This is a genomic window from Serratia sp. CY74737 (assembly GCF_052166775.1).
In the GTDB taxonomy this organism is placed as follows: Bacteria; Pseudomonadota; Gammaproteobacteria; order Enterobacterales; family Enterobacteriaceae; genus Serratia; species Serratia ureilytica.
Map to the genome: position 1 here is coordinate 328265 of NZ_JBJNOF010000004.1, position 21499 is coordinate 349763.

At 57.4% G+C, this 21499-nt stretch carries 18 protein-coding genes, 6 tRNA genes and 3 other RNA genes; 1 reads left to right on the forward strand and 26 read right to left on the reverse strand.

Annotated elements, in window-relative coordinates; all coding sequences use genetic code 11:
• Nucleotides 1-24: 24 nt before the first annotated feature.
• From pnuC to cydA, 22 genes are all read right to left on the reverse strand, one after another.
• On the reverse strand, nucleotides 25-750 hold the full coding sequence (gene pnuC, locus ACJ8PE_RS07820; RefSeq protein WP_033652339.1) for a nicotinamide riboside transporter PnuC: 726 nt from the start codon (nucleotides 748-750) through the stop codon (nucleotides 25-27).
• 20 nt (nucleotides 751-770) lie between these two features.
• Complete coding sequence (gene nadA, locus ACJ8PE_RS07825; protein ID WP_197752535.1) at nucleotides 771-1832, reverse strand: quinolinate synthase NadA; 1062 nt, start codon at nucleotides 1830-1832, stop codon at nucleotides 771-773.
• A gap of 321 nt (nucleotides 1833-2153) precedes the next feature.
• Nucleotides 2154-2278: non-coding RNA, RtT sRNA (locus ACJ8PE_RS07830), on the reverse strand.
• Between the two features lie 76 nt (nucleotides 2279-2354).
• Nucleotides 2355-2430: transfer RNA gene (locus ACJ8PE_RS07835), tRNA-Lys, on the reverse strand.
• Nucleotides 2431-2436: 6 nt separating this feature from the next.
• Nucleotides 2437-2512: transfer RNA gene (locus tag ACJ8PE_RS07840), tRNA-Val, on the reverse strand.
• 45 nt (nucleotides 2513-2557) lie between these two features.
• Nucleotides 2558-2681, reverse strand: a non-coding RNA gene (locus ACJ8PE_RS07845) — RtT sRNA.
• Between the two features lie 13 nt (nucleotides 2682-2694).
• Nucleotides 2695-2770, reverse strand: a tRNA-Lys gene (locus tag ACJ8PE_RS07850).
• A 152-nt stretch (nucleotides 2771-2922) separates the two neighbouring features.
• A non-coding RNA gene (locus tag ACJ8PE_RS07855) (RtT sRNA) lies at nucleotides 2923-3047 on the reverse strand.
• A gap of 15 nt (nucleotides 3048-3062) precedes the next feature.
• A tRNA-Lys gene (locus ACJ8PE_RS07860) sits at nucleotides 3063-3138 on the reverse strand.
• A gap of 7 nt (nucleotides 3139-3145) precedes the next feature.
• Nucleotides 3146-3221: transfer RNA gene (locus ACJ8PE_RS07865), tRNA-Val, on the reverse strand.
• Between the two features lie 29 nt (nucleotides 3222-3250).
• Nucleotides 3251-3326: transfer RNA gene (locus ACJ8PE_RS07870), tRNA-Lys, on the reverse strand.
• Nucleotides 3327-3504: 178 nt separating this feature from the next.
• Nucleotides 3505-4299, reverse strand: a complete 795-nt coding sequence (gene cpoB, locus ACJ8PE_RS07875) for a cell division protein CpoB (protein ID WP_004939852.1) — start codon at nucleotides 4297-4299, stop codon at nucleotides 3505-3507.
• A 9-nt stretch (nucleotides 4300-4308) separates the two neighbouring features.
• Nucleotides 4309-4824, reverse strand: a complete 516-nt coding sequence (gene pal / locus ACJ8PE_RS07880) for a peptidoglycan-associated lipoprotein Pal (protein WP_004939853.1) — start codon at nucleotides 4822-4824, stop codon at nucleotides 4309-4311.
• Nucleotides 4825-4868: 44 nt separating this feature from the next.
• The gene (tolB, locus tag ACJ8PE_RS07885) at nucleotides 4869-6161 is read right to left on the reverse strand and encodes a Tol-Pal system beta propeller repeat protein TolB (protein WP_004939856.1); all 1293 of its coding nucleotides are present in this window, start codon (nucleotides 6159-6161) and stop codon (nucleotides 4869-4871) included.
• Nucleotides 6162-6293: 132 nt separating this feature from the next.
• A complete protein-coding gene (tolA, locus tag ACJ8PE_RS07890) occupies nucleotides 6294-7520 on the reverse strand; it encodes a cell envelope integrity protein TolA (protein WP_046686581.1) in 1227 nt (408 codons plus the stop codon).
• Between the two features lie 81 nt (nucleotides 7521-7601).
• A complete protein-coding gene (gene tolR / locus ACJ8PE_RS07895) occupies nucleotides 7602-8030 on the reverse strand; it encodes a colicin uptake protein TolR (protein ID WP_004939859.1) in 429 nt (142 codons plus the stop codon).
• A gap of 12 nt (nucleotides 8031-8042) precedes the next feature.
• The gene (tolQ, locus tag ACJ8PE_RS07900; protein WP_004939862.1) at nucleotides 8043-8726 is read right to left on the reverse strand and encodes a Tol-Pal system protein TolQ; all 684 of its coding nucleotides are present in this window, start codon (nucleotides 8724-8726) and stop codon (nucleotides 8043-8045) included.
• Nucleotides 8723-9127 (reverse strand): tol-pal system-associated acyl-CoA thioesterase, encoded by a 405-nt coding sequence (gene ybgC, locus ACJ8PE_RS07905; protein ID WP_004939863.1) that lies wholly within the window; start codon nucleotides 9125-9127, stop codon nucleotides 8723-8725. Before ybgC ends, tolQ begins: the two co-directional genes overlap by 4 nt.
• A 130-nt stretch (nucleotides 9128-9257) precedes the next feature.
• The gene (gene ybgE, locus ACJ8PE_RS07910; RefSeq protein WP_004939866.1) at nucleotides 9258-9554 is read right to left on the reverse strand and encodes a cyd operon protein YbgE; all 297 of its coding nucleotides are present in this window, start codon (nucleotides 9552-9554) and stop codon (nucleotides 9258-9260) included.
• A complete protein-coding gene (gene cydX, locus ACJ8PE_RS07915) occupies nucleotides 9554-9667 on the reverse strand; it encodes a cytochrome bd-I oxidase subunit CydX (protein ID WP_197793885.1) in 114 nt (37 codons plus the stop codon). Before cydX ends, ybgE begins: the two co-directional genes overlap by 1 nt.
• Before the next feature lie 17 nt (nucleotides 9668-9684).
• Nucleotides 9685-10824, reverse strand: a complete 1140-nt coding sequence (cydB, locus tag ACJ8PE_RS07920; protein WP_015376980.1) for a cytochrome d ubiquinol oxidase subunit II — start codon at nucleotides 10822-10824, stop codon at nucleotides 9685-9687.
• Nucleotides 10825-10838: 14 nt separating this feature from the next.
• A complete protein-coding gene (gene cydA / locus ACJ8PE_RS07925) occupies nucleotides 10839-12407 on the reverse strand; it encodes a cytochrome ubiquinol oxidase subunit I (protein WP_004939873.1) in 1569 nt (522 codons plus the stop codon).
• A 684-nt stretch (nucleotides 12408-13091) separates the two neighbouring features.
• Between cydA and ACJ8PE_RS07930 the strand changes: the two genes are divergently transcribed.
• On the forward strand, nucleotides 13092-14990 hold the full coding sequence (locus ACJ8PE_RS07930; protein WP_442536741.1) for a bifunctional metallophosphatase/5'-nucleotidase: 1899 nt from the start codon (nucleotides 13092-13094) through the stop codon (nucleotides 14988-14990).
• Between the two features lie 72 nt (nucleotides 14991-15062).
• Here ACJ8PE_RS07930 and sucD read toward each other — a convergent pair whose 3' ends face one another.
• The 4 genes from sucD to sucA all read right to left on the reverse strand — a co-directional run bounded on the left by sucD (nucleotide 15063) and on the right by sucA (nucleotide 21310).
• Entirely contained in the window at nucleotides 15063-15935 is an 873-nt protein-coding gene (sucD, locus tag ACJ8PE_RS07935) for a succinate--CoA ligase subunit alpha (protein ID WP_004939878.1), read from the reverse strand.
• The gene (gene sucC / locus ACJ8PE_RS07940) at nucleotides 15935-17101 is read right to left on the reverse strand and encodes an ADP-forming succinate--CoA ligase subunit beta (RefSeq protein ID WP_015376978.1); all 1167 of its coding nucleotides are present in this window, start codon (nucleotides 17099-17101) and stop codon (nucleotides 15935-15937) included. Before sucC ends, sucD begins: the two co-directional genes overlap by 1 nt.
• 122 nt (nucleotides 17102-17223) lie before the next feature.
• Complete coding sequence (odhB, locus tag ACJ8PE_RS07945; RefSeq protein ID WP_033642197.1) at nucleotides 17224-18438, reverse strand: 2-oxoglutarate dehydrogenase complex dihydrolipoyllysine-residue succinyltransferase; 1215 nt, start codon at nucleotides 18436-18438, stop codon at nucleotides 17224-17226.
• 64 nt (nucleotides 18439-18502) lie between these two features.
• A complete protein-coding gene (sucA, locus tag ACJ8PE_RS07950) occupies nucleotides 18503-21310 on the reverse strand; it encodes a 2-oxoglutarate dehydrogenase E1 component (protein ID WP_182264963.1) in 2808 nt (935 codons plus the stop codon).
• Nucleotides 21311-21499 lie beyond the last annotated feature (189 nt).

Below are 21499 nucleotides of genomic sequence, written 5' to 3' on the forward strand. Positions count from 1 at the left end.
GCCATCACGGCGCCCTCTGCGTTGTTACGGAGCGGAAGATAATGGATTGGAATGGTTGCGCCCGGCGCTCTTGATCCACAGCCAGGAGCCGTTCAGCGCAATCAGCGTCAGAATGACGTACTCCAGCGCCATCGCGTAAACGCCCTGGTAAGCGAAGATCGCCACGCTGATGACATCGATCACCACCCACAGCAACCAGTTTTCCACGTACTTGCGCGTCATCAGGATCATCGCCACGATGGACAGCACCATCATCGCCGAATCCCAGAACGGGAAGGCGTCCGGCTGCAGTGTCGGCATCTGTACGTTCAGCCCCAGCCCTTGCATCACCGCCACCGCAATCTGCGTCAGCCAGGCGAACACGCGGTCGATGTTAAAGGTCATCAGGCCAATGCCGATGACGCACACCGCCGCCCAAGCCAGTGCTTTCGGCAGCGGCAGCCAGCGGATCTGCAGCTCAGCCTGATTATCCTGCGTCTGGCGGCTCCAGGCATACCAACCGTAAATATTGGCGCCGAAGAAAAACAGCTGCAGCAGCAGGCTGGCGTACAGCTGGATCTGGAAGAAAATCACCGCGAACAGCGTGACGTTGATCAGGCCGAACAGGTAGTTGACGATTTTTTCCTTGCTGGCGTACCAGATGCACAGCAATCCGAACAGGGTGCCGATGGCTTCGATCCACGACAGATCGTAACCGCCCGCGCCAAGCGGAATGTGCACCAAAATATTGCTGGTACTGAAGAAGCTCATGAGGTCATCCTTTTAAACGGTTAAGCGTTGCCTTTAACCTGCATCTTAAGCTGAGCGGCGAAATCCAGCATGCGGTTCAGCGGCACCAGCGCCTTTTCACGCAGCGCGGCGTCCACGAGGATCTCATGCTGTGCGCCCCCTTGCTCCAGACCTTCGGCAATCGCCTTCAGGCCATTCATCGCCATCCACGGGCAATGCGCGCAGCTGCGGCAGGTCGCGCCTTCTCCGGCGGTCGGCGCTTCGAACAGCTCCTTGTCCGGACAGGCCTGCTGCATCTTGTAAAAGATACCGCGATCGGTGGCAACGATCAGCTGTTGATGCGGCAATGTTTTCGCCGCCTGAATCAACTGGCTGGTAGACCCCACCGCATCCGCCAGCTCCACCACCGCCTGAGGCGATTCGGGATGCACCAGGATAGCAGCCTGCGGATAGAGCGCCTTCATGCGCCGCAGCGCCTGAGTCTTGAACTCGTCATGGACAATGCAGGCGCCTTGCCAGCACAGCACGTCGGCGCCGGTCTGCTTCTGCACGTAGCTGCCGAGATGGCGATCCGGCGCCCAGATAATTTTCTCGCCCAGGCTATCCAGATGCTCGATCAGTTCGACGGCGATGCTGGAGGTCACCACCCAGTCGGCGCGCGCTTTGACCGCCGCCGAGGTGTTCGCATAGACCACCACGGTGCGATCGGGATGGCTGTCGCAAAACGCATGGAACTCCTCTTCCGGGCAACCCAGGTCAAGCGAACATTCGGCAAACAGGGTCGGCATCAGCACCTGTTTTTCCGGGCTGAGGATCTTGGCGGTCTCCCCCATGAAGCGCACGCCGGCCACCAACAACGTGGAAGCCGGATGGGCGCTGCCGAAGCGCGCCATTTCCAGCGAATCCGCCACGCAGCCACCGGTTTCTTCCGCCAGCGCCTGGATTTCCGGATCGGTATAGTAGTGGGCGACCATCACCGCATTGCGCTGCTTGAGCAAGGTTTTGATCTTTTCGCGATAAAAGGCTTTTTCCGCTACGTCCAGCGGTACCGGTTTGGGCGGGAAAGGATACACCGCCGCGTTGACATCAAACATTTCACTCATCGCTGCAATCTCATGCTAGGCTGGGCGCCTGCCATTTGAATATCGCCTGCCGCAACGCCCTTAGTTTTATATACTAAACAAAATACCTAAAATTGCGCGAAAAGTCCGCTGATATTTTCAAATTTGCGCACTTAGTGTTTAATGGATTAAAAACACTGGAATGAGCCGCGCAGAACACAGCGGATAATGGCCCGGCGAAGACGCATAACGCCCAGGGAAGACCCGGATGCCGATTGGCGCAGAGTTGAAACGAGAAAGCAGGGATTCAGGTTGGGGTGCTGCAGAGGCGAAAAAAGCGCCAAAAGGCGCTTTTTTCTGAATGGGTGGGTCGTGCAGGATTGATTCGGCCTGTGGCCTCACCCTACGGGCAACGCTGCGCGTTGTCGTATCGCTGCGCGATGCTCGAACCTGAACGCAGGATCTCACCCGCACGACTCAGTGGGCTATGTCAGCAAGAAGATAAAGGCAGAGCCAGGTAGGCGCAGATGCGAAAAAAGCGCCAAAAGGCGCTTTTCTCTGAATTGGTGGGTCGTGCAGGATTCGAACCTGCGACCAATTGATTAAAAGTCAACTGCTCTACCAACTGAGCTAACGACCCGCAGTGTGGTGGGTGATGACGGGCTCGAACCGCCGACCCCCTCCGTGTAAAGGAGATGCTCTACCAACTGAGCTAATCACCCACTGCTGTGGTACTGCTATTTTTCACATCCAGCTCTATCAAAGAGTGGTGGGTCGTGCAGGATAACTCGGCCTTTGGCCTCGCCCTAACGGGCCATCACCGGGGTGATGTTGTCTCGCTTCGCGAGACTCGAACCTCTACGGTTCTCATCCTGACGATTTAACACCTTGCTCTATCAAAGAGTGGTGGGTCGTGCAGGATTCGAACCTGCGACCAATTGATTAAAAGTCAACTGCTCTACCAACTGAGCTAACGACCCACTGATGTGGTTTACTGCTGATGGCGAATAGGCTACAAAAACCGACTCGCGGAAAACAAGGATGGGGATGTTCAGGACAACTCGACGGGTACTCGACTCGGACCTTTACTTTGCCACATCAAACCGATTCTGAAGCTACCATTCTCTAAGAATGGTGGGTCGTGCAGGATAACTCGGCCTTTGGCCTCGCCCTTGCGGGCCATCACCGGAGTGATGTTGTCTCGCTTCGCGAGACTCGAACCTTTACGGTTTTCATCCTTTACGATTCTCTATCGCAGCCATTCTCGAAGAATGGTGGGTCGTGCAGGATTCGAACCTGCGACCAATTGATTAAAAGTCAACTGCTCTACCAACTGAGCTAACGACCCATAACAGTGGTGGGTGATGACGGGCTCGAACCGCCGACCCCCTCCGTGTAAAGGAGATGCTCTACCAACTGAGCTAATCACCCACTGTTGTGGTTACTGCTACTTCAGAAATTGGTGGGTCGTGCAGGATTCGAACCTGCGACCAATTGATTAAAAGTCAACTGCTCTACCAACTGAGCTAACGACCCAATTTCCCTGCCGCTTTAACATCTTGCAAGATGTCTTGGCAACGGCGGCATATATTACTAATTTATCTTGGCAGCGCAACCTAAATTTTTTACCGATGCGTTCAACTGCTTGTTCTTCACGCGAATGAGCCCAGAAATCGGTCAAATCGACTAACTTCTGGGCTCATTTTTCTAACCGTTAACCGCCTACGCGACTTTTCGCCTGCTTGGCCGCCGCACTGGTTGGGTATTGTTTGATCACCTGCTGGAACACGGCCTTGGCTTTATCGGCCTGCCCTTTTTCCTGCATGATGATACCCACCTTGTACATGGCGTCCGGCGCCTTCGGTGATTTAGCGTAATTCTTCACCACCACCGCAAAATAATAGGCCGCATCGTCTTTTTTACCCTTGTTGTAGAACAACTGGCCCAGCCAATAGTTGGCGTTGGGCTGGTAAGTAGACTTCGGGTACTGTTTTACGAAGGACTGAAAGGCGGAAATCGCCTGGTCATACTGTTTTTTTTCCAGCGCCAGAGAAACAGCGGCGTTGTAGTCGCTGTTCTCATCACCGCCGCTCGGCGTTGCAGAAGCGGCTGCAGGCGCGCTGCTGCCCGCATCGGAAGATGCGCCTGCGGCTGCCCCGCCGGCAGCGCCCGCTGCCGCAGAGGCGCTCTGAGCGCCGCCCTGGCTGAGGCTATCCATCTGTTGATAGATTTGCTTCTGGCGTTCAACGACCTGATTCAACTGATACTGGCTTTCCTGGATTTGCCCACGGAGAGAATCAATGTCGCGTTGATTGTCAGAGAGTTGTTGCTGGAGTTGGTTTAAAAGCTGGCCTTGAGCATTGCTGATGCGCTCAAGCGAGGTGACGCGGTCTTCGACCGAGCCGGAGCCGACATTACTGATTGGCGCTTGGGCAGTAGCGGCCCAAGGGGCCGCTACGCCAACCAGTAACGACAGACTCAACAGGTGACGTCTGAAGTTACTGTTCATGCGATTCTCTTAGTAAACCAGAACGGCACGACGGTTTTTAGCATAAGCCGCTTCGTCGTGGCCCAGTACTGCTGGTTTTTCTTTACCGTAAGAAACGATAGAGATCTGGTCAGCGGAAACGCCTTTACCCTGCAGGTACATTTTAACGGCGTTAGCACGACGCTCACCCAGAGCGATGTTGTATTCCGGCGTGCCGCGTTCGTCAGCGTGGCCTTCAACGGTCACTTTGTAAGACGGGTTGTTACGCAGGAATGCAGCGTGCGCGTCCAGCATCTGAGCGAATTCGGAGCTTACGTCATACTTGTCCAGGCCGAAGTAAACGATGTTGTTCTTCTGCAGTTCTTGCATCTGCAGACGAGCTTGTTCTTCGGAAGACAGGTTGCTGCTGCCGTTTTCCATACCAGTGCCGGCGCCAGCGCCCATACCAGATTGGTCGTTGTTCGCGCTTTTGTTAGAACTACAAGCTGCTACAGCCAGAACTGGCAGTGCCAGCAGAAGCCCTTTCAGCACTTTGTTCAGTTGCATTTCTTTGATCCTTTTATAGTTTGCCATACATATTTACACATGCATCACAGATACGGCGACCAGGCAGGGAATTTGACCTGTCCATCAGTTGCCGGAAGACGCGCTTTGAAACGCCCATCAGTTGACACCAACTGCAGCACGGAGCCCATACCTTGCGTGGAGCTATAGATCACCATGGTGCCGTTTGGCGCAATACTAGGCGTTTCATCCAGGAAGGTGCCGGTCAAAACCTGAACGGCGCCTGATCCAAGATCTTGTTTGGCGATGTGTTGTGCACCACTGTTGGTGCTGACCATCACCAGGAATTTACCGTCGGAGCTGACTTCAGAATCCTGGTTCTGAGAGCCTTCCCACGTCAGACGCTGTGCGGCACCGCCGCTGGCGCTGATTTTATAAATCTGCGGACGCCCGCCCTGGTCGGAGGTAAACGCCAGAGACTGGCCATCCGGGAACCAGGTCGGTTCGGTGTTGTTGTTGCGGCCATCGGTCAGCTGCGTGATCTGGCCGGAGCCGAGGTTCATCACGTACAGGTTCAGGCTACCGCTCTTGGACAGCGCGAAGGCCAGCTTGCTGCCGTCCGGCGAGAACGCCGGCGCACCGTTGTGGCGCGGGAACGAAGCGATCTGGCGGATGGCGCCGTTAGCCAGGGTTTGCACCACCAGCGCGGAACGGCCGCTCTCGAAGGTCACGTAAGCCAGTTTACTGCCGTCCGGCGACCAGGCCGGCGACATCAGCGGCTCAGGCGAACGGTGCACCGTGAACTGGTTGTAACCGTCGTAATCCGCTACGCGCAGCTCGTACGGGAATTTCCCGCCGTTGGTCTGCACCACGTAGGCGATACGGGTGCGGAACGCGCCCTTGATGCCGGTCAGCTTCTCGAACACTTCGTCGCTGGCGGTATGGGCAGAATAACGCAACCACTGTTTGGTCACTTTATACTGGTTCTGCGCCAATACGGTGCCCGGCGAACCCGAGGTGTCCACCAACTGGTAGGAGATCAGGTAGCTGCCGTCGGCGCCAGGTTGAACCTGACCGACCACTACGGCGTCGATGCCCAATGCAGTCCAGGCCGCCGGCGTCACTTCAGACGCGGAGGTAGGTTGCTGCGGCATGCGCGCCACGTCGATCGGGTTGAATTTGCCGCTGTTGCGCAGATCCGCGCCGACAATCTTGCCGATATCTTCCGGCGGCGTGCCTGGGCCCGCCCATTTAAACGGCACCACGCCAATCGGACGAGCGGAGTCGACCCCTTGGGTGATTTCAATGCGAACTTCCGCGTGCAACACGGACGCCCACAGAATTAAAAAACCTAGCGCTACTCGAAATGCCTGCTTCATCTCATCTCCCTTATCCAGGCGGGATGCCTGCGATAAATTAGCAGAATTTTAACAAACCAACTCACGTAAAACTACATAATCCCTGTTGGTTACCTTAGTACATCCCTGTGATAACACTCACTCAATCAACCGTTATTGCGGCTTGAATTCAAGTATAGAATTCTTAAAGTGCTGATAAACGGCATCGCTCGGCGGCTTCGGTATATGCGCCAACTTGGCGGCAGACACCGCAGCTTGACACAGAGCAGGATCGCCCCCCGCTGCTTGTACACTTATCAGCAGGCCGTCCGGCGCCAGCTTGATACGCAGGTCGCAGGTTTTGCCGGCGAACGAACTGGCGTCATAGAACTTGCTCTGAATCGCCCCTTGAATCTGCCCCATATAACCGCTGATATCCGCCCCGCTGGCACCAGCCGTCTTGGCATTGCCCTGCCCGGCCGGTTTACCGTCGCCCTTCGATTTGGCACCGCCGCCTTTCGGCGCGTTCTTGCCATCCGCCAGGCCGCCAAACAGATCGCTAACTTCCTCCGATTGTTTCGCAGCCTCGGCGGCGGCCTTCTTCTTGGCGTCCGCAGCGGCTTTTTTGGCGGCAGCGGCTTTCTCGGCCGCCGCTTTCTTCTCTGCCTCGGCGGCAGCCTTCTTCTCGGCTTCCGCTGCGGCTTTTTTCTCGGCTTCAGCAGCCGCTTTCTTCTCCGCGGCCTCTGCAGCTTTCTTTTCTGCCGCGGCGGCGGCGGCTTTCTTCGCCTCTTCCGCCTGTTTCTTGGCGGCGGCGGCAGCGGCCGCTTCTTTCTTGGCTTCCGCTTCGGCTTTCTTCTGCGCGTCCGCCTGCGCCTTGGCGACCTTGTCCGCTTCGGCCTTCGCCTTGGCGGCGGCGGCTTCGGCGACCTTCTGTTGCTCTTGGGCCTTCGCAGCGGCGGCTTCCGCCGCTTTTTGCTGCTCGGCGGCCTGCTTCTGCTGCTCCGCCGCCTTCTGCTGTTGCTCAGCCTGCGCCTTGGCGTTCTGCGCGGCTTTCTCCTGCGCCGCCAAACGCTCTTTCTCCAGCTCTTTCAGGCGCTGCTGTTGCTCCGCCTGCTTCTGCTGAAGCTCTTCGGCCTGTTGCTCCGCTTTTTTCTGGCGCTGCTTCTCGGCACGCTGCGCATCGTTGCTCTGCTGCTGCTGGCGGTTGTACTGCTCCACCACCGCGCCGGGATCGACCATCACCGCGCCCACCACGGTGCCATCACCGCCACCGCCGGCGCCCATATCGACCTTTTCCTGCAGCGATCCCCAAATCAGCAGGGCAATCAATATGAAGTGCAGAACGACCGAAACAATAACGGCGCGGTTCAGCTTATCGTTTTGCTCAGTTGCCTTTACCAAAATAGATTCCCAAAAACTGGTGTTGCTTATACGGGGTTCCTGGGCCGCAGCGCAGGAACCGGGTTGCCGTTCGCCTTACGGTCAGATCGGCTGGGTCATCAGCCCCACGGAAGCTACGCCCGCCTGATGGAGAATATTCAATGCCTTGATAATCTCATCGTAAGGGACTTCCTTCGCACCGCCGATCAAAAAGACCGTTTTCGGGTTAGCCGCCAAACGCGACTTGGCTTCGGCCGCGACTTGTTCAGGCGGCAGCAGCTCCATACGGTTGTGATCCACCACCAGGGTGTATTGACCTACGCCGGAAACCTCGAGGATCACCGGCGGATTGTCATCGCTGGACACCGTTTTGGAATCGGTGGCGTCCGGCAGGTCAACCTCCACGCTCTGCGTGATGATTGGCGCGGTTGCCATAAAGATCAGCAGCAGCACCAGCAACACGTCGAGCAGCGGAACGATGTTAATTTCGGACTTCAGCTCGCGCCGACTACGTCCACGTACTCTCGCCATGCTACCTCCTACTTATTTGCTGTCGCTGGAGAAGGCCTGACGATGCAGAATAGCGGTGAACTCTTCCATAAAGTTGTCGTAATTCTGCTCAAGCTTGTTGACGCGCTGGTTGAGACGGTTATAGGCCATTACCGCCGGGATGGCGGCGAACAGACCGATCGCGGTGGCGATCAGCGCTTCGGCGATACCCGGCGCCACCATCTGCAGCGTGGCTTGCTTCACCGCGCCCAGCGCGATAAAGGCGTGCATGATCCCCCACACGGTGCCGAACAGGCCGATGTACGGACTGATCGAACCGACGGTGCCGAGGAACGGAATATGGGTTTCCAGTGTTTCCAGCTCGCGGTTCATCGAAATGCGCATCGCACGCGACGCCCCTTCGATCACCGACTCCGGCGCATGGTTGTTAGCGCGGTGCAGGCGGGCGAACTCTTTGAAGCCGGAATGGAAGATCTGCTCGGAACCGGTCAGGCTATCGCGACGCGCCTGACTTTCCTGGTACAGACGGGAAAGCTCGATACCGGACCAGAATTTGTCTTCAAAGGCTTCGGCGTCACGCGTCGCCGCATTGAGGATGCGGGTGCGCTGAATGATGATCGCCCAAGAGGCTACCGAGAAGCATATCAAAATCAACATGATAAGCTTAACCAGCAGGCTCGCCTTCAAGAATAAATCTAGGATGTTCATGTCAGTCACTGCTTAAACTCCGCGACAATAGACTTAGGAAGCGCTCTTGGCTTCATTTGGTGTGGATCAATACAGGCAATCAGGACATCTGCCTGGCTCAGTAGGGCCCCGTCAGAATTGACAATGCGTTGAGCAAACGTGAGAGAAGCCCCGCGCAGAGAGGTGATTTCACTCTGGACCTCCAGTTGCTCGTCGAGACGAGCCGGAGCCAGATAATCCACCGTCATGCGCCGGACGACAAAAGCGACTTGTTCACTGAGCAGCTGCTGTTGATGAAAGTTGTGCTGACGCAGCATCTCTGTGCGCGCTCTTTCAAAAAAGGCGACGTAGCGGGCGTGATAGACCACACCACTGGCATCGGTATCCTCGTAGTAAACGCGAACCGGCCATCGAAACAACGTATTACTCACTCTACTTCCCAGCAATGCAATTTAACGCTGCTACTATACGCAAGACGGATCGGGTTGGGAATGGGTTACAAGATGGGAATGAAAATAATTATGGGCCGTGAGGGCCCATAACGTGGGGACATCGGGAAGATTATAAAGAAACGTAAAGTAATCCTGCGCACAAGATCACAATTGCAGGAAGCGGCGCGAAAAAAGCGCGCCAGACGCTGCGCTGCGGGCGGAATCCGAAGCCGTGGATCACTCCGGCGCATACGGCCCAAATCAGCAACAGCCCTTCCCAAATCTCCAGCGAGCTGGTTTTGGCGGCGAAACGCGTCGGATCCCAGAACACGCACCCCGCCAAAATCAACGCCAGCACCAGGGAAAGGGCCCGAACCGGGCCCTTGTCGGTGACAGCGTACAGCTTGTCAATCACGGACGAGCTCATTACTTACTGTCTTGCTGAGCTTTGGTCGCTTCGCTCTGCTCAAGCGCCAGCGCCGTGATGATGCCGAAGGCGCAGGCAAGAAGCGTTCCGAGAATCCAGGCAAAATACCACATGGTTTAGCTCCTTATCCTTAGTACAGCGAATGCTTGTTGTTTTCGATGTAGTTCTTGTCGAGGCGACCGAACATTTTGTAGTACGACCAACTGGTGTACGCCAAAACGATAGGCACGAAAATCGCCGCCACGACGGTCATCACTTTCAGCGTCAACAGGCTCGACGTCGCGTCCCACATGGTCAGGCTGACGTTAGGCACGGTGCTGGACGGCATCACGAACGGGAACATGGTGACCCCGGCGGTGAGGATGACGCAGGCGATGGTCAGCGACGAGGTGACGAACGCCAGCGCGCCTTTCTCCAGACGCGAGAACAGGATGGTGAACAACGGCAGCACTACGCCCAGTGCAGGCAAGGCCCACAGCAGCGGATACTTGTTGAAGTTGATCAGCCATGCGCCGGCCTGATGCGCCACTTCTTTACGCAGCGGGTTGGATTCCGCCATGGTGTCCAGCGCCGAAGTGATCACGTAGCCGTCGATGCCTTTAACCAGCCACACACCCGCCAGCAGGAAGCATACCGCCATGATCAGCGTCGCGATCTGCGCTGCGGCGCGTGACCGCAGGTGGATCTCGCCGGTGGTGCGCATTTGCAGGTAGGTCGCGCCCTGAGTGACCAGCATGGTCAGACTGACCACGCCCGCCAACAGACCGAACGGATTCAGCAGTTGGAAGAAGTTGCCGGTGTAGAACAGACGCAGGTACTCGTCCACATGGAACGGCACGCCCTGCAGCAGGTTGCCGAACGCCACGCCGAACACCAACGCAGGCACGAAGGAACCGATGAAGATGCCCCAGTCCCACATGTTGCGCCAGCGGCTGCTCTCCAGCTTGGAACGGTAGTCAAAACCGACCGGGCGGAAGAACAACGCCGCCAGCACCAGGATCATGGCGACGTAGAAGCCCGAGAAGGCCGCTGCGTAGACCATCGGCCAGGCGGCGAACAGCGCGCCGCCGGCGGTGATCAGCCACACCTGGTTACCGTCCCAGTGAGGGGCGATGGAGTTGATCATCACCCGGCGCTCGGTATCGGTTTTACCGATGATGCGCACCAGGATGCCGACGCCCATGTCGAAACCGTCGGTGACGGCGAAGCCGATCAGCAGTACGCCAACCAGCACCCACCAGATAAATCGCAGTACTTCATAGTCAAACATACGTGGACTCCTGTTTAGCGCGCTTCCTGCACGGCGGCAGTCGGTTGTTCAAAGTGGTAGCGGCCGGTTTTCAGGCTGCTTGGACCCAGACGCGCAAACTTGAACATCAGGTACATTTCAGCCACCAGGAACAGGGTGTACAAGCCGCAAATCAGCCCCATCGAGAACAGAATGTCGCCCGCGGTCAGCGAAGAGTTGGCGACTGCGGTCGGCAGCACCTCACCAATCGCCCACGGTTGACGGCCGTATTCCGCCACGAACCAGCCGGCTTCCACCGCGATCCACGGCAGCGGCAAGCCATACAGCGCCGCACGCAACAGCCATTTTTTCTGGCCGATGCGGCCGCGCACCACGCTCAGGAAGGACAGACCGATAATCAGCAGCATCAGCACGCCACAGGCCACCATGATGCGGAAGGCGAAGTACAGCGGTGCCACGCGTGGAATGGAGTCCTTGGTCGCCTGCTGGATCTGCGCTTCCGTCGCGTCGCTGACGTTCGGGGTATAACGCTTCAGCAGCATGCCGTAGCCCAGGTCTTGCTTGGTTTTGTTGAATTCCGCACGCACCGCAGGATCGGTATTGCCGCCGCGCAGCTCTTCCAGCAGCTGGTAGGCTTTCATGCCGTTGCGGATGCGCACTTCATGTTGCGCCAGCAGATCTTTCAGGCCGGTGACCTGAGTGTCGGTGGAACGCGTGGCGATCAGGCCAAGCGCATACGGGATCTGAATAGAGAAGGAGTTTTCCATCTTGTCCTGATCGGGGATGCCGAACAGGGTGAAGGACGCCGGCGCCGGCTGGGTATCCCACTCCGCTTCGATGGCGGCCAGTTTGGTTTTCTGTACGTCGCCCATTTCGTAACCGGATTCGTCACCCAGCACGATCACCGACAGCACCGCAGCCATGCCGAAGCTGGCGGCGATGGCGAAGGAGCGTTTGGCGAAAGCGATGTCGCGGCCCTTCAGCAGGTAGTAAGCGCTGATGCCCAGCACGAACATGGCGCCGGTGGTGTAGCCTGCAGCCACGGTGTGAACGAATTTCACCTGCGCAACCGGGTTAAGCACCAACTCGGAGAAGCTGACCATCTCCATGCGCATGGTTTCGAAGTTGAAATCCGACGCGATCGGGTTCTGCATCCAGCCGTTGGCGACCAGGATCCACAGCGCGGACAGGTTGGAGCCGAGGGCCACGAACCAGGTTACCGCCATGTGCTGCACCTTGCTCAGACGATCCCAGCCGAAGAAGAACAGGCCGACCAGCGTCGATTCAAGGAAGAACGCCATCAGACCTTCGATAGCCAGTGGGGCCCCGAAGATATCGCCGACGTAATGAGAGAAATATGACCAGTTAGTCCCGAACTGGAACTCCATGGTCAAACCGGTGGCCACACCCAGAGCAAAGTTAATCGCAAATAACTTTCCCCAGAATTTGGTCATGTCTTTATAGATTTGTTTGCCAGACAGGACATATACCGTTTCCATAATTGCCAGCAAGAACGCCATACCGAGCGTTAATGGGACAAATAAGAAATGGTACATCGCCGTTAAAGCAAACTGTAAGCGCGACAGTTCGACAATATCAAACATCTTGACTCCTTGCTCCTCGCAGGAAGACTCCGACACGCGGTTATCGGCACGCTTCTTTCAAAGCCGCCAGTAACGCCCCGCAGTGAATGCCCTTAAACACAACAAATTTGATCCAGCTTCTCCGCTTTCAACCGCACACTCGGCCAATAGCCCGCACGGGCCGTCGACAAGCACGCCACTGAAAACCGACAACGGGTAACAAATGCAACAAGATCAACCATCCATAATCACAACATGGATGATACTCGCCCAATCCCACACAATAAATAGGTTTTTACGTGACGTGGGTTGGACTTTTGGTTACAGGTCAAATCTTAGCCGAAAGAGGTACTTCGGCCTAATTTGATCTGAGACAATTTAAGCCTATCCGCATATTATTTCCATATTCATCAGCACATTTCGCATAATTTTCTTAGGGTCATGTTGCGCAATGGTTTAATTGTTTTTTAATGATATTTTTGTGTTAAATAAATGTAATTCAAAAGAGCCGCCATTGTATTATTACGCACTTATTATGCGACATAATTAACCTTTTATTTCCAATAAGCCGTGACAGTGATAGCAGTCACAAAACAACAAATCTCTCTCCAATATTAGTCTATTTCTCGCAATGGGATCGTAAAGGTTGCGATTTTGTAGCAAAATGACCACTTATGTTAAAATTGCATTGAGTGACAATAACTTATGAAAAAAATCATCTTCGCCTCTGTCTTGGGACTCTCGGGAAACGCCATGGCCGCCGAAACGGTAAATATCACCCTGTTGGGCACCTCCGATCTGCACGGCACTTTCGTGCCCTGGGACTACGCCAGCGACACGGAAAACCTGGCGGGCAGCCTGAGCCAGATAGCCACCCAGATCAAAAAGGTGCGTGCCGAACAGCCCAACCTGATTCTGGTGGACGCCGGCGACACCATCCAGGGCAACTTCGTCGAAACCTTCAAACAGGAGGCCATCAGCCCGATGATGCTGGGCCTCAACGCGCTTGACTACGACGTTTGGGTGATGGGCAACCACGAATTTGACTTCGGTCTGCCGGCGCTGGCCACGCCGCTCAAACAGTTTAAAGGCGCGGCGCTGGCGGGCAACATCGTCTGGGACAGCGGCAAACCTTATCTGCCGGCCTATACCATCCTCGAACGCCAGGGCGTGAAGATCGGCATTATCGGCATGGACACGCCGATGACTGCGGAATTCGCCAAGGGCACCGATCGCATCAAAGGGCTGAACTTCACCGATCCGGTACAGGCGGTGAAACAGGTCATCAGGCAGATCGACGGCCAGGTCGACGCGATCGTGCTGGTCGCGCATATGGGCATCGACAACGAGAACCAGCGCCCCGGCACCGGCGTGGCGGACATCGCCAACGCTAACCCGGAGCTGGCGGCGATCGTCGCCGGCCACATGCATGTGAAGATCGATAAAGCGGTGGTGAACGGCGTCATCATCACGGAGCCGGATAAGTACGGTCGCGCGCTGTCACGCATTGACCTGCAATTTGAACGCCGCGATGGCAAATTCACGCTGATCGACAAAAACAGCTATACCTATTCCATCAAGGGGCTGGCGCCGGACAGCGCCATGCAGGCTCTCTACCAGCCGTATCATGACATTTTGCGCGCCAACGCCAACCGAGTCGTGGCGAAGCTGAGCGGCAGCGATCTGGTGCCTGCCGACGAGTTCCGCGGCATTCCTCAGGTACACGTTCAGGATACCGGCATCAGTGAGTTATTCCAGCAGGCCGCCCGTCACTATGCACCGCTGGCGCAGGTGATCGCCCTGCAGATCGACAACGATCGCGCCAAACTGGATGTCGGCGATATCAAGGCCAAGGATATCGCCTTTAACTACCAATACGCCGGCGGCGAGATCACCGTTTATCAGCTCAACGGCAAAGCGCTTAAACGCTACATGGAGTGGTCTGCCGATTATTTCAATCAGCTGCAGCCGGGCGACGTCACCTACAGCTTTAACCCGGCGCGGCGCTCGTCCAAATATTCCACCAACGATTTCTTCGACGGCGTCACTTACACCATCGATCTGCGTCAACCGGCCGGTTCGCGCATCGTCAGTCTGCGCCTGGCAGACGGCACGCCGGTCACCGACGACATGCCGATCCGCCTGGGCATGAACAGTTACCGTATGGGCCACCTGACGCAGAAGGGCGGCGCGCTGGAGGGGCAATCCTTCCCGGTGCTGTTCGACAGCAAAGCGCAATACGGTGAAGAAGAAGGCACCATTCGCAACCTGACTCTGCGCTACCTGACGGAAGTGAAACACGGCCAGTATCAGAGCGTGCCGCCGCAGCGCTGGAAGCTGGCCGGCATGGCGGGATACGAACCGCAGCGGGCGATCGTTAAACGGCTGCTCAATGAAGGCGTTATCCAGGTGCCGACCACCGACGACGGGCGCTACACCAACGTCGCCTCGATCAACGTCAAAGACGCGCTGTTCAACAATGCCGACGATTACCGCACCGCCCTCACCTCGCTGGAGCAACAGCGGCAAACCGCCGCCGATCCGGTGCGGCAGCGCCGCCTGCAGGATCGGATCGCGCTGATCAAAGCACTCAACGATTTCTGATCTTCACCCATAAAAAAGGCCACCCAATGGGTGGCCAAACATGTCGAGATAATGTTATTTCGTACTCAATGCTTAGCGCTTCAGTACCGCTTTTACCGCATCGCCGATGTCCGCCAGGCTGCGAACGGTTTTCACGCCCGCCGCTTCCAGCGCAGCAAACTTCTCGTCCGCGGTGCCTTTGCCGCCTGCGATGATGGCGCCCGCGTGGCCCATGCGTTTGCCTTTCGGCGCGGTCACGCCGGCGATGTAACCCACGACCGGTTTAGTGACGTGTTCTTTAATGTAAGCTGCCGCTTCTTCCTCAGCGCTGCCGCCGATCTCACCGATCATCACGATCGCTTCGGTCTGCGGATCCTGCTGGAACATCTTCAGGATATCGATGAAGTTGGAGCCCGGGATCGGGTCGCCGCCGATGCCCACGCAGGTGGACTGGCCCAGACCGGCATCGGTGGTTTGTTTCACCGCTTCATAAGTCAGGGTACCGGAGCGGGAAACGATGCCAACTTTGCCCGGCAGGTGGATGTGGCCAGGCATGATGCCGATTTTGCACTCGCCCGGGGTGATCACGCCTGGGCAGTTTGGCCCGATCATGCGCACACCGGCTTCGTCCAGTTTCACTTTCACGGTCAGCATGTCCAGAGTCGGGATGCCTTCGGTGATGGTGATGATCAATTTGATGCCGGCATCGATCGCTTCCAGAATGGAGTCTTTGCAGAACGGCGCTGGAACGTAGATGACGGAGGCCGTCGCGCCGGTCGCTTCAACCGCTTCGCGCACGGTGTTGAACACCGGCAGACCCAGGTGCTGAGTGCCGCCTTTGCCCGGGGTGACGCCGCCAACCATTTTGGTGCCGTAAGCGATAGCTTGTTCGGAGTGGAAAGTCCCCTGGCTACCGGTGAAGCCCTGGCAAATTACTTTGGTGTTTTTATCGATTAAGATGGACATTATTTACCCTCCACTGCTGCAACAACTTGCTGAGCCGCATCAGTCAGGCTGGTCGCAGCAATGATATTCAGGCCGCTGTCCGCCAGTTTCTTGGCGCCCAGTTCGGCGTTGTTCCCTTCCAAGCGCACAACGACCGGGACGTTAACGCCCACTTCAGCCACTGCGCCGATGATGCCGTCAGCGATCAGATCGCAACGTACGATACCACCGAAGATGTTAACCAGAACCGCTTTCACCTTGTCGTCGGACAGGATGATTTTGAACGCTTCGGTCACGCGCTCTTTGGTCGCGCCGCCGCCAACGTCCAGGAAGTTGGCCGGTTCGCCGCCGTGCAGTTTAACGATGTCCATGGTGCCCATCGCCAGACCGGCGCCGTTCACCATGCAGCCGATGTTGCCGTCGAGGGCAACGTAGTTCAGCTCCCACTGAGCCGCACGGGATTCACGCTCGTCTTCCTGCGAAGGGTCACGCATTTCACGCAGTTCAGGCTGACGGAACAGGGCGTTGCCGTCGGCGCCCAGTTTGCCGTCCAGGCACACCAGATCGCCCTGCTTGGTGATCACCAGCGGGTTGATCTCAACCATCGCCAGGTCGCGCTCCAGGAACAGCGTCGCCAGGCCCATGAAGATCTTGGCGAACTGGCTGACTTGCTTGCCGGTCAGGCCCAGTTTGAAGGCCAGTTCACGACCCTGATAAGGCTGTGGACCCGCCAGCGGATCGATGGTCATTTTGTGGATCAGTTCCGGGGTTTCTTCCGCCACTTTCTCGATTTCCACGCCGCCTTCGGTAGACGCCATGAATACGATGCGACGGGTCGCGCGGTCTACAACGGCGCCCAGGTACAGCTCTTTATCGATGTCGGTCGCCGCTTCTACCAGGATCTGGTTAACCGGCTGGCCCAGCGCGTCAGTCTGGTAAGTCACCAGACGTTTGCCCAACCAGGCTTCCGCGAAGGCACGGATATCTTCTTTGCTGTTGACGACTTTAACGCCGCCCGCTTTACCGCGGCCGCCAGCATGAACCTGACATTTCACCACCCACGGGCCGGAGCCGATTTTGGATGCGGCTTCTTCTGCTTCACGCGGAGTGGTACAGGCGTAACCGGTTGGTGCCGGCATGCCATACCGAGCAAACAGCTGTTTTGCCTGATATTCGTGTAAATTCATGATGTTCTATCCATTCAGTTCTGAAGGTTTTTAGCCGGACCATTATTACGCGGTAAACCGCATGGTTTTCCGGCCACATAGCACAGAGTGCGGGCGCGGCATGCCGCGCCCGGCAAGGGTTACTAGACGTCCAGCAGCAGACGAGCCGGATCTTCCAGCATCTCTTTGACCGTCACCAGATAACCGACGGATTCTTTACCGTCGATCAGGCGGTGGTCATAAGACAGCGCCAGATACATCATCGGCTGGATCACCACCTGACCATTGACCGCCATTGGGCGATCTTTGATGGCGTGCATGCCCAGGATGGCGCTCTGCGGCGGGTTGATGATCGGGGTGGACATCAGGGAGCCGAATACGCCGCCGTTGGTAATGGTGAAGTTACCGCCGGTCAGCTCTTCCACGGTCAGTTTGCCGTCGCGGCCCTTAACGGCCAGCTCTTTGATTTTCTTTTCGATGTCAGCCATGCTCATGGCGTCCACATCGCGCAGTACCGGCGTCACCAGGCCGCGCGGAGTAGAAACCGCGATGCTGATGTCGAAGTAGTTGTGGTAAACCACGTCGGAACCGTCGATCGACGCGTTCACTTCCGGGAAACGCTTCAGCGCTTCAACCACCGCCTTGATGTAGAAGGACATGAAGCCCAGACGCACGCCGTGGCGTTTCTCGAAGGCTTCGCCGTACTGCTTGCGCAGATCCATGATCGGCTGCATGTTGATTTCGTTGAAGGTGGTCAGCATCGCGGTGCTGTTTTTCGCTTCCAGCAGACGCTCGGCGACGCGTTTGCGCAGGCGGGTCATCGGCACGCGTTTTTCGCTGCGGCCGGCCAGAGCAGGCTGCGGCGCGGCTTCAGCGGCGGCTGGTTTGGCAGCCGCGCCGCCTTTGGCAAGGTGCGCTTCCACGTCTTCACGCGTAATGCGGCCACCCACGCCGGTGCCTTTGATGGCGCCGGCATCGAGATCGTGTTCAGCAATCAGGCGGCGAATCGCCGGGCTGAGCGCGTCATTGCTTTCTTCTTCCAGGCTCGCGGTCGCGCGCTGTGCAGGCGTGGCTTCTTTCTCCTGGCTCTTCTCAGCGGTCGGCTTGCCGGAGCTGTCGCCCGGACGGATGCGGCCGAGCAGCTGGCGAGACAGTACGGTCGCGCCCTCTTCTTCCACGATAGCATCGAGAATACCCGCTTCACTGGCCGGCACTTCCAACACCACTTTGTCGGTTTCGATTTCAACCAGGACTTCGTCACGCTGAACGCTGTCGCCCGGTTTCTTGTGCCAGGTGGCTACGGTCGCATCGGCAACCGATTCAGGAAGGTCAGGAACCAGAATATCTACGCTACTCATTTAGCTTTCCCTTAAGTTTTTTATCATCTGCTTGCCGGCCCCTCGGCCGGCAAGCGAGCGAACATTAGTCAATATTCAGCGCATCATTCACCAGAGCCTGCTGCTGCTTCTGGTGTACGGACATATAACCCACCGCCGGAGAGGCGGAGGCCGGACGTCCTGCGTAACGTAAAGAAGCCCCGAACGGCACCACTTCACGGAAGTTGTGTTGGCTGCAGTACCAGGCGCCCTGGTTCAGCGGCTCTTCCTGACACCAGACGAAGTCATGCACGTGCGAGTATTGCTCCAGCACGGCCTGCACGGCCTGATGCGGGAACGGATACAGCTGCTCGATGCGCACGATGGCCACGTCTTTCTGCTCGTTCTTGCGACGCTGTTCCAGCAGGTCGTAGTAAACCTTACCGGAGCACAGCACGACGCGCTTGACCGCTTTCGGATCCAAATCGTCGATCTCGCCGATCGCCGGCAGGAAGGTGCCATTGGCCAGCTCGTCCAGCGAAGAGACCGCCAGCGGGTGACGCAGCAGCGACTTCGGCGACATCACCACCAGCGGACGACGCATACCGCGCAGCGCCTGACGACGCAGCATGTGGTAAACCTGCGCCGGCGTGGACGGGACGCACACCTGCATGTTCTGCTCAGCGCACAGCTGCAGATAACGTTCCAGACGCGCGGAGGAGTGCTCTGGGCCTTGGCCTTCATAGCCGTGCGGCAGCAGCATCACCAGGCCGCACATACGGCCCCATTTTTGCTCGCCGGAGCTGATGAACTGGTCGATAACAACCTGCGCGCCGTTGGCGAAGTCGCCGAACTGCGCTTCCCAGATGGTCAGCGTGCGCGGTTCCGCCGTGGCGTAGCCGTATTCGAACGCCAGCACCGCCTCTTCAGACAGCACGGAGTCCCAGACCTTGAATTCGCCCTGGCCGCTGTGGATATTCGCCAGCGGAACATAGACCGAACCGTTTTTCTGGTTGTGCACCACCGCGTGACGGTGGAAGAAGGTGCCGCGGCCGGCGTCTTCGCCGGAGATGCGGATTGGAATGCCTTCATCCGCCATGGTGGCGTAGGCCAGCGTTTCGGCGGCGCCCCAGTCGAACGGCTTGTTGCCCGCCGCCATCTCGGCGCGGTCAGCGTAGATTTTCGCCACGCGTGACTGCATTTCGATCGCTTCCGGCACGGTGCTGATGCGGCGGCCCAGTTCCTGCAGACGCTTCATCTCAACCTTGCTCGGGTACTCTTCGTCCCACTCGTGGTTCAGGTACGGCGACCAGGTGAAGGAGTGCAGATTCATCGGACGCCATTCTTCAACGACACAATCGCCGCGGTCGAGCGCATCACGATACAGGTTGACCATTTCCGTGGCATCTTCCAGGCTGGCCACTTTCTGTTCGGTCAGAACGTCAGCGTAGATTTTGCGCGGCGTAGGGTGTTTCTTGATCTTCTGATACATCACCGGCTGGGTGGCGCTCGGCTCATCGGCCTCGTTGTGCCCATGGCGACGGTAGCAGACCAGATCGATCATCACGTCACGCTTAAAGGTGTTACGGAAATCCAACGCCAGGCGAGTGACGAAGGCCACGGCTTCCGGATCGTCCGCGTTAACGTGGAAGATCGGTGCCTGAACCATTTTGGCGATGTCGGTGCAATATTCGGTAGAGCGCGCATCCAGCGGGTTGGAGGTGGTGAAGCCAACCTGGTTGTTGATGACGATGCGCACGGTGCCGCCCACTTCGTAGCCGCGAGCCTGAGACATGTTCAGGGTTTCCTGAACCACGCCCTGGCCGGTAATGGCGGCGTCGCCGTGGATGGTGATCGGCAGCACCATGTTGCTGCGCGCTTCGTCCAGACGATCGCGACGGGCGCGAACCGACCCCATGACCACCGGGCTGACGATCTCCAGGTGCGACGGGTTGAACGCCAGCGCCAGGTGAACCATGCCGCCTTCGGTTTCCACGTCGGAGGAGAAGCCCTGGTGATATTTCACGTCACCGGTGCCGAGGTGTTCTTTATGCTTGCCGGCGAATTCGTCGAACAGATCGGCCGGCTTTTTGCCCAGCACGTTGATCAGCACGTTCAGACGGCCGCGGTGGGCCATGCCCAACACCACTTCGCGCGTGCCGTTCTTGCCGGCGTGGCGCACCATCTCTTTGAGCATCGGCACCAGCGCGTCGCCGCCTTCCAGCGAGAAGCGTTTGGCGCCCGGGAATTTGGCGCCCAGGTAGCGCTCCAGGCCTTCCGCCGCGGTCAGCTCGTTCAGGAAACGGCGTTTTTCGTCGGCGGTAAAGCTGGCGCGCCCCACCACCGACTCGATGCGCTGCTGGATCCAGCGTTTCTCTTCGGTGTTGGTGATGTGCATGTACTCAGCGCCGATCGACCCGCAATAGGTCTGCTTCAGCGCGGCGTACAGATCGCCCAGCTTCATGGTTTCTTTGCCGATGGCGAAAGAGCCCACGTTGAAGGTTTCCTGGAAATCGGCTTCGGTCAGGTTGTGGTAAGCGGGATCAAGGTCAGGAACTTGCTCGCGCTGCCACAGGCCGAGCGGATCGAGGTTGGCATGCTGATGCCCGCGGAAGCGGAAGGCGTTGATCAGCTGCAGTACCTTGACCTGTTTGGCGTCGGTTTCCGGATCGGTGATGGTGGTGTTGTAGCGCGCGGAGTCTTTCGCCAGGCGGCGGAAGTAATCGCGCGTTTGAGAGTGAAGCTGATCGGGTTTGACACCCGCGGTTGGTAGCTGTTGAAAAATGGAACGCCAGCTATCTTCAACGGAACCCGGATCGGTTAAGAAGTCTTCATAGAGCTGCTCTATGTAAGACTGGTTCGCGCCCGCCAGATAGGAGGAATCCAGCCAGGCCTTCATTGCGCCGTTCTGCATCATGATCCCTTAAGCTTTGAAGCTTTAGTTTTCGCCGTGGTTAACATAATTACCGTGATGAATACGGTTTGCCGTAAAACGGTTCACTCGACGTACTTGCGGCCATGTCGGCCCGATACGTTCTGTTATGGACCTTGCGGTCCCTTACAAGGAACCTCTAAAAACCGGCGGAAGAACCAGGCTGCATAG

Bases quoted from the DNA above. Each gene is read 5' to 3' on its own strand.
- ACJ8PE_RS07930 (WP_442536741.1), top strand. From the start codon at position 13,092: ATGAAAAAAATCATCTTCGCCTCTGTCTTGGGACTCTCGGGAAACGCC.
- odhB (WP_033642197.1), bottom strand. From the start codon at position 18,438: ATGAGTAGCGTAGATATTCTGGTTCCTGACCTTCCTGAATCGGTTGCC.
- sucD (WP_004939878.1), bottom strand. From the start codon at position 15,935: ATGTCCATCTTAATCGATAAAAACACCAAAGTAATTTGCCAGGGCTTC.
- cydB (WP_015376980.1), bottom strand. From the start codon at position 10,824: ATGTTTGACTATGAAGTACTGCGATTTATCTGGTGGGTGCTGGTTGGC.
- cydX (WP_197793885.1), bottom strand. From the start codon at position 9,667: ATGTGGTATTTTGCCTGGATTCTCGGAACGCTTCTTGCCTGCGCCTTC.
- tolB (WP_004939856.1), bottom strand. From the start codon at position 6,161: ATGAAGCAGGCATTTCGAGTAGCGCTAGGTTTTTTAATTCTGTGGGCG.
- tolR (WP_004939859.1), bottom strand. From the start codon at position 8,030: ATGGCGAGAGTACGTGGACGTAGTCGGCGCGAGCTGAAGTCCGAAATT.
- ybgE (WP_004939866.1), bottom strand. From the start codon at position 9,554: ATGAGCTCGTCCGTGATTGACAAGCTGTACGCTGTCACCGACAAGGGC.
- pnuC (WP_033652339.1), bottom strand. From the start codon at position 750: ATGAGCTTCTTCAGTACCAGCAATATTTTGGTGCACATTCCGCTTGGC.
- nadA (WP_197752535.1), bottom strand. From the start codon at position 1,832: ATGAGTGAAATGTTTGATGTCAACGCGGCGGTGTATCCTTTCCCGCCC.
- sucA (WP_182264963.1), bottom strand. From the start codon at position 21,310: ATGCAGAACGGCGCAATGAAGGCCTGGCTGGATTCCTCCTATCTGGCG.
- sucC (WP_015376978.1), bottom strand. From the start codon at position 17,101: ATGAATTTACACGAATATCAGGCAAAACAGCTGTTTGCTCGGTATGGC.
- pal (WP_004939853.1), bottom strand. From the start codon at position 4,824: ATGCAACTGAACAAAGTGCTGAAAGGGCTTCTGCTGGCACTGCCAGTT.
- cydA (WP_004939873.1), bottom strand. From the start codon at position 12,407: ATGTTTGATATTGTCGAACTGTCGCGCTTACAGTTTGCTTTAACGGCG.
- cpoB (WP_004939852.1), bottom strand. From the start codon at position 4,299: ATGAACAGTAACTTCAGACGTCACCTGTTGAGTCTGTCGTTACTGGTT.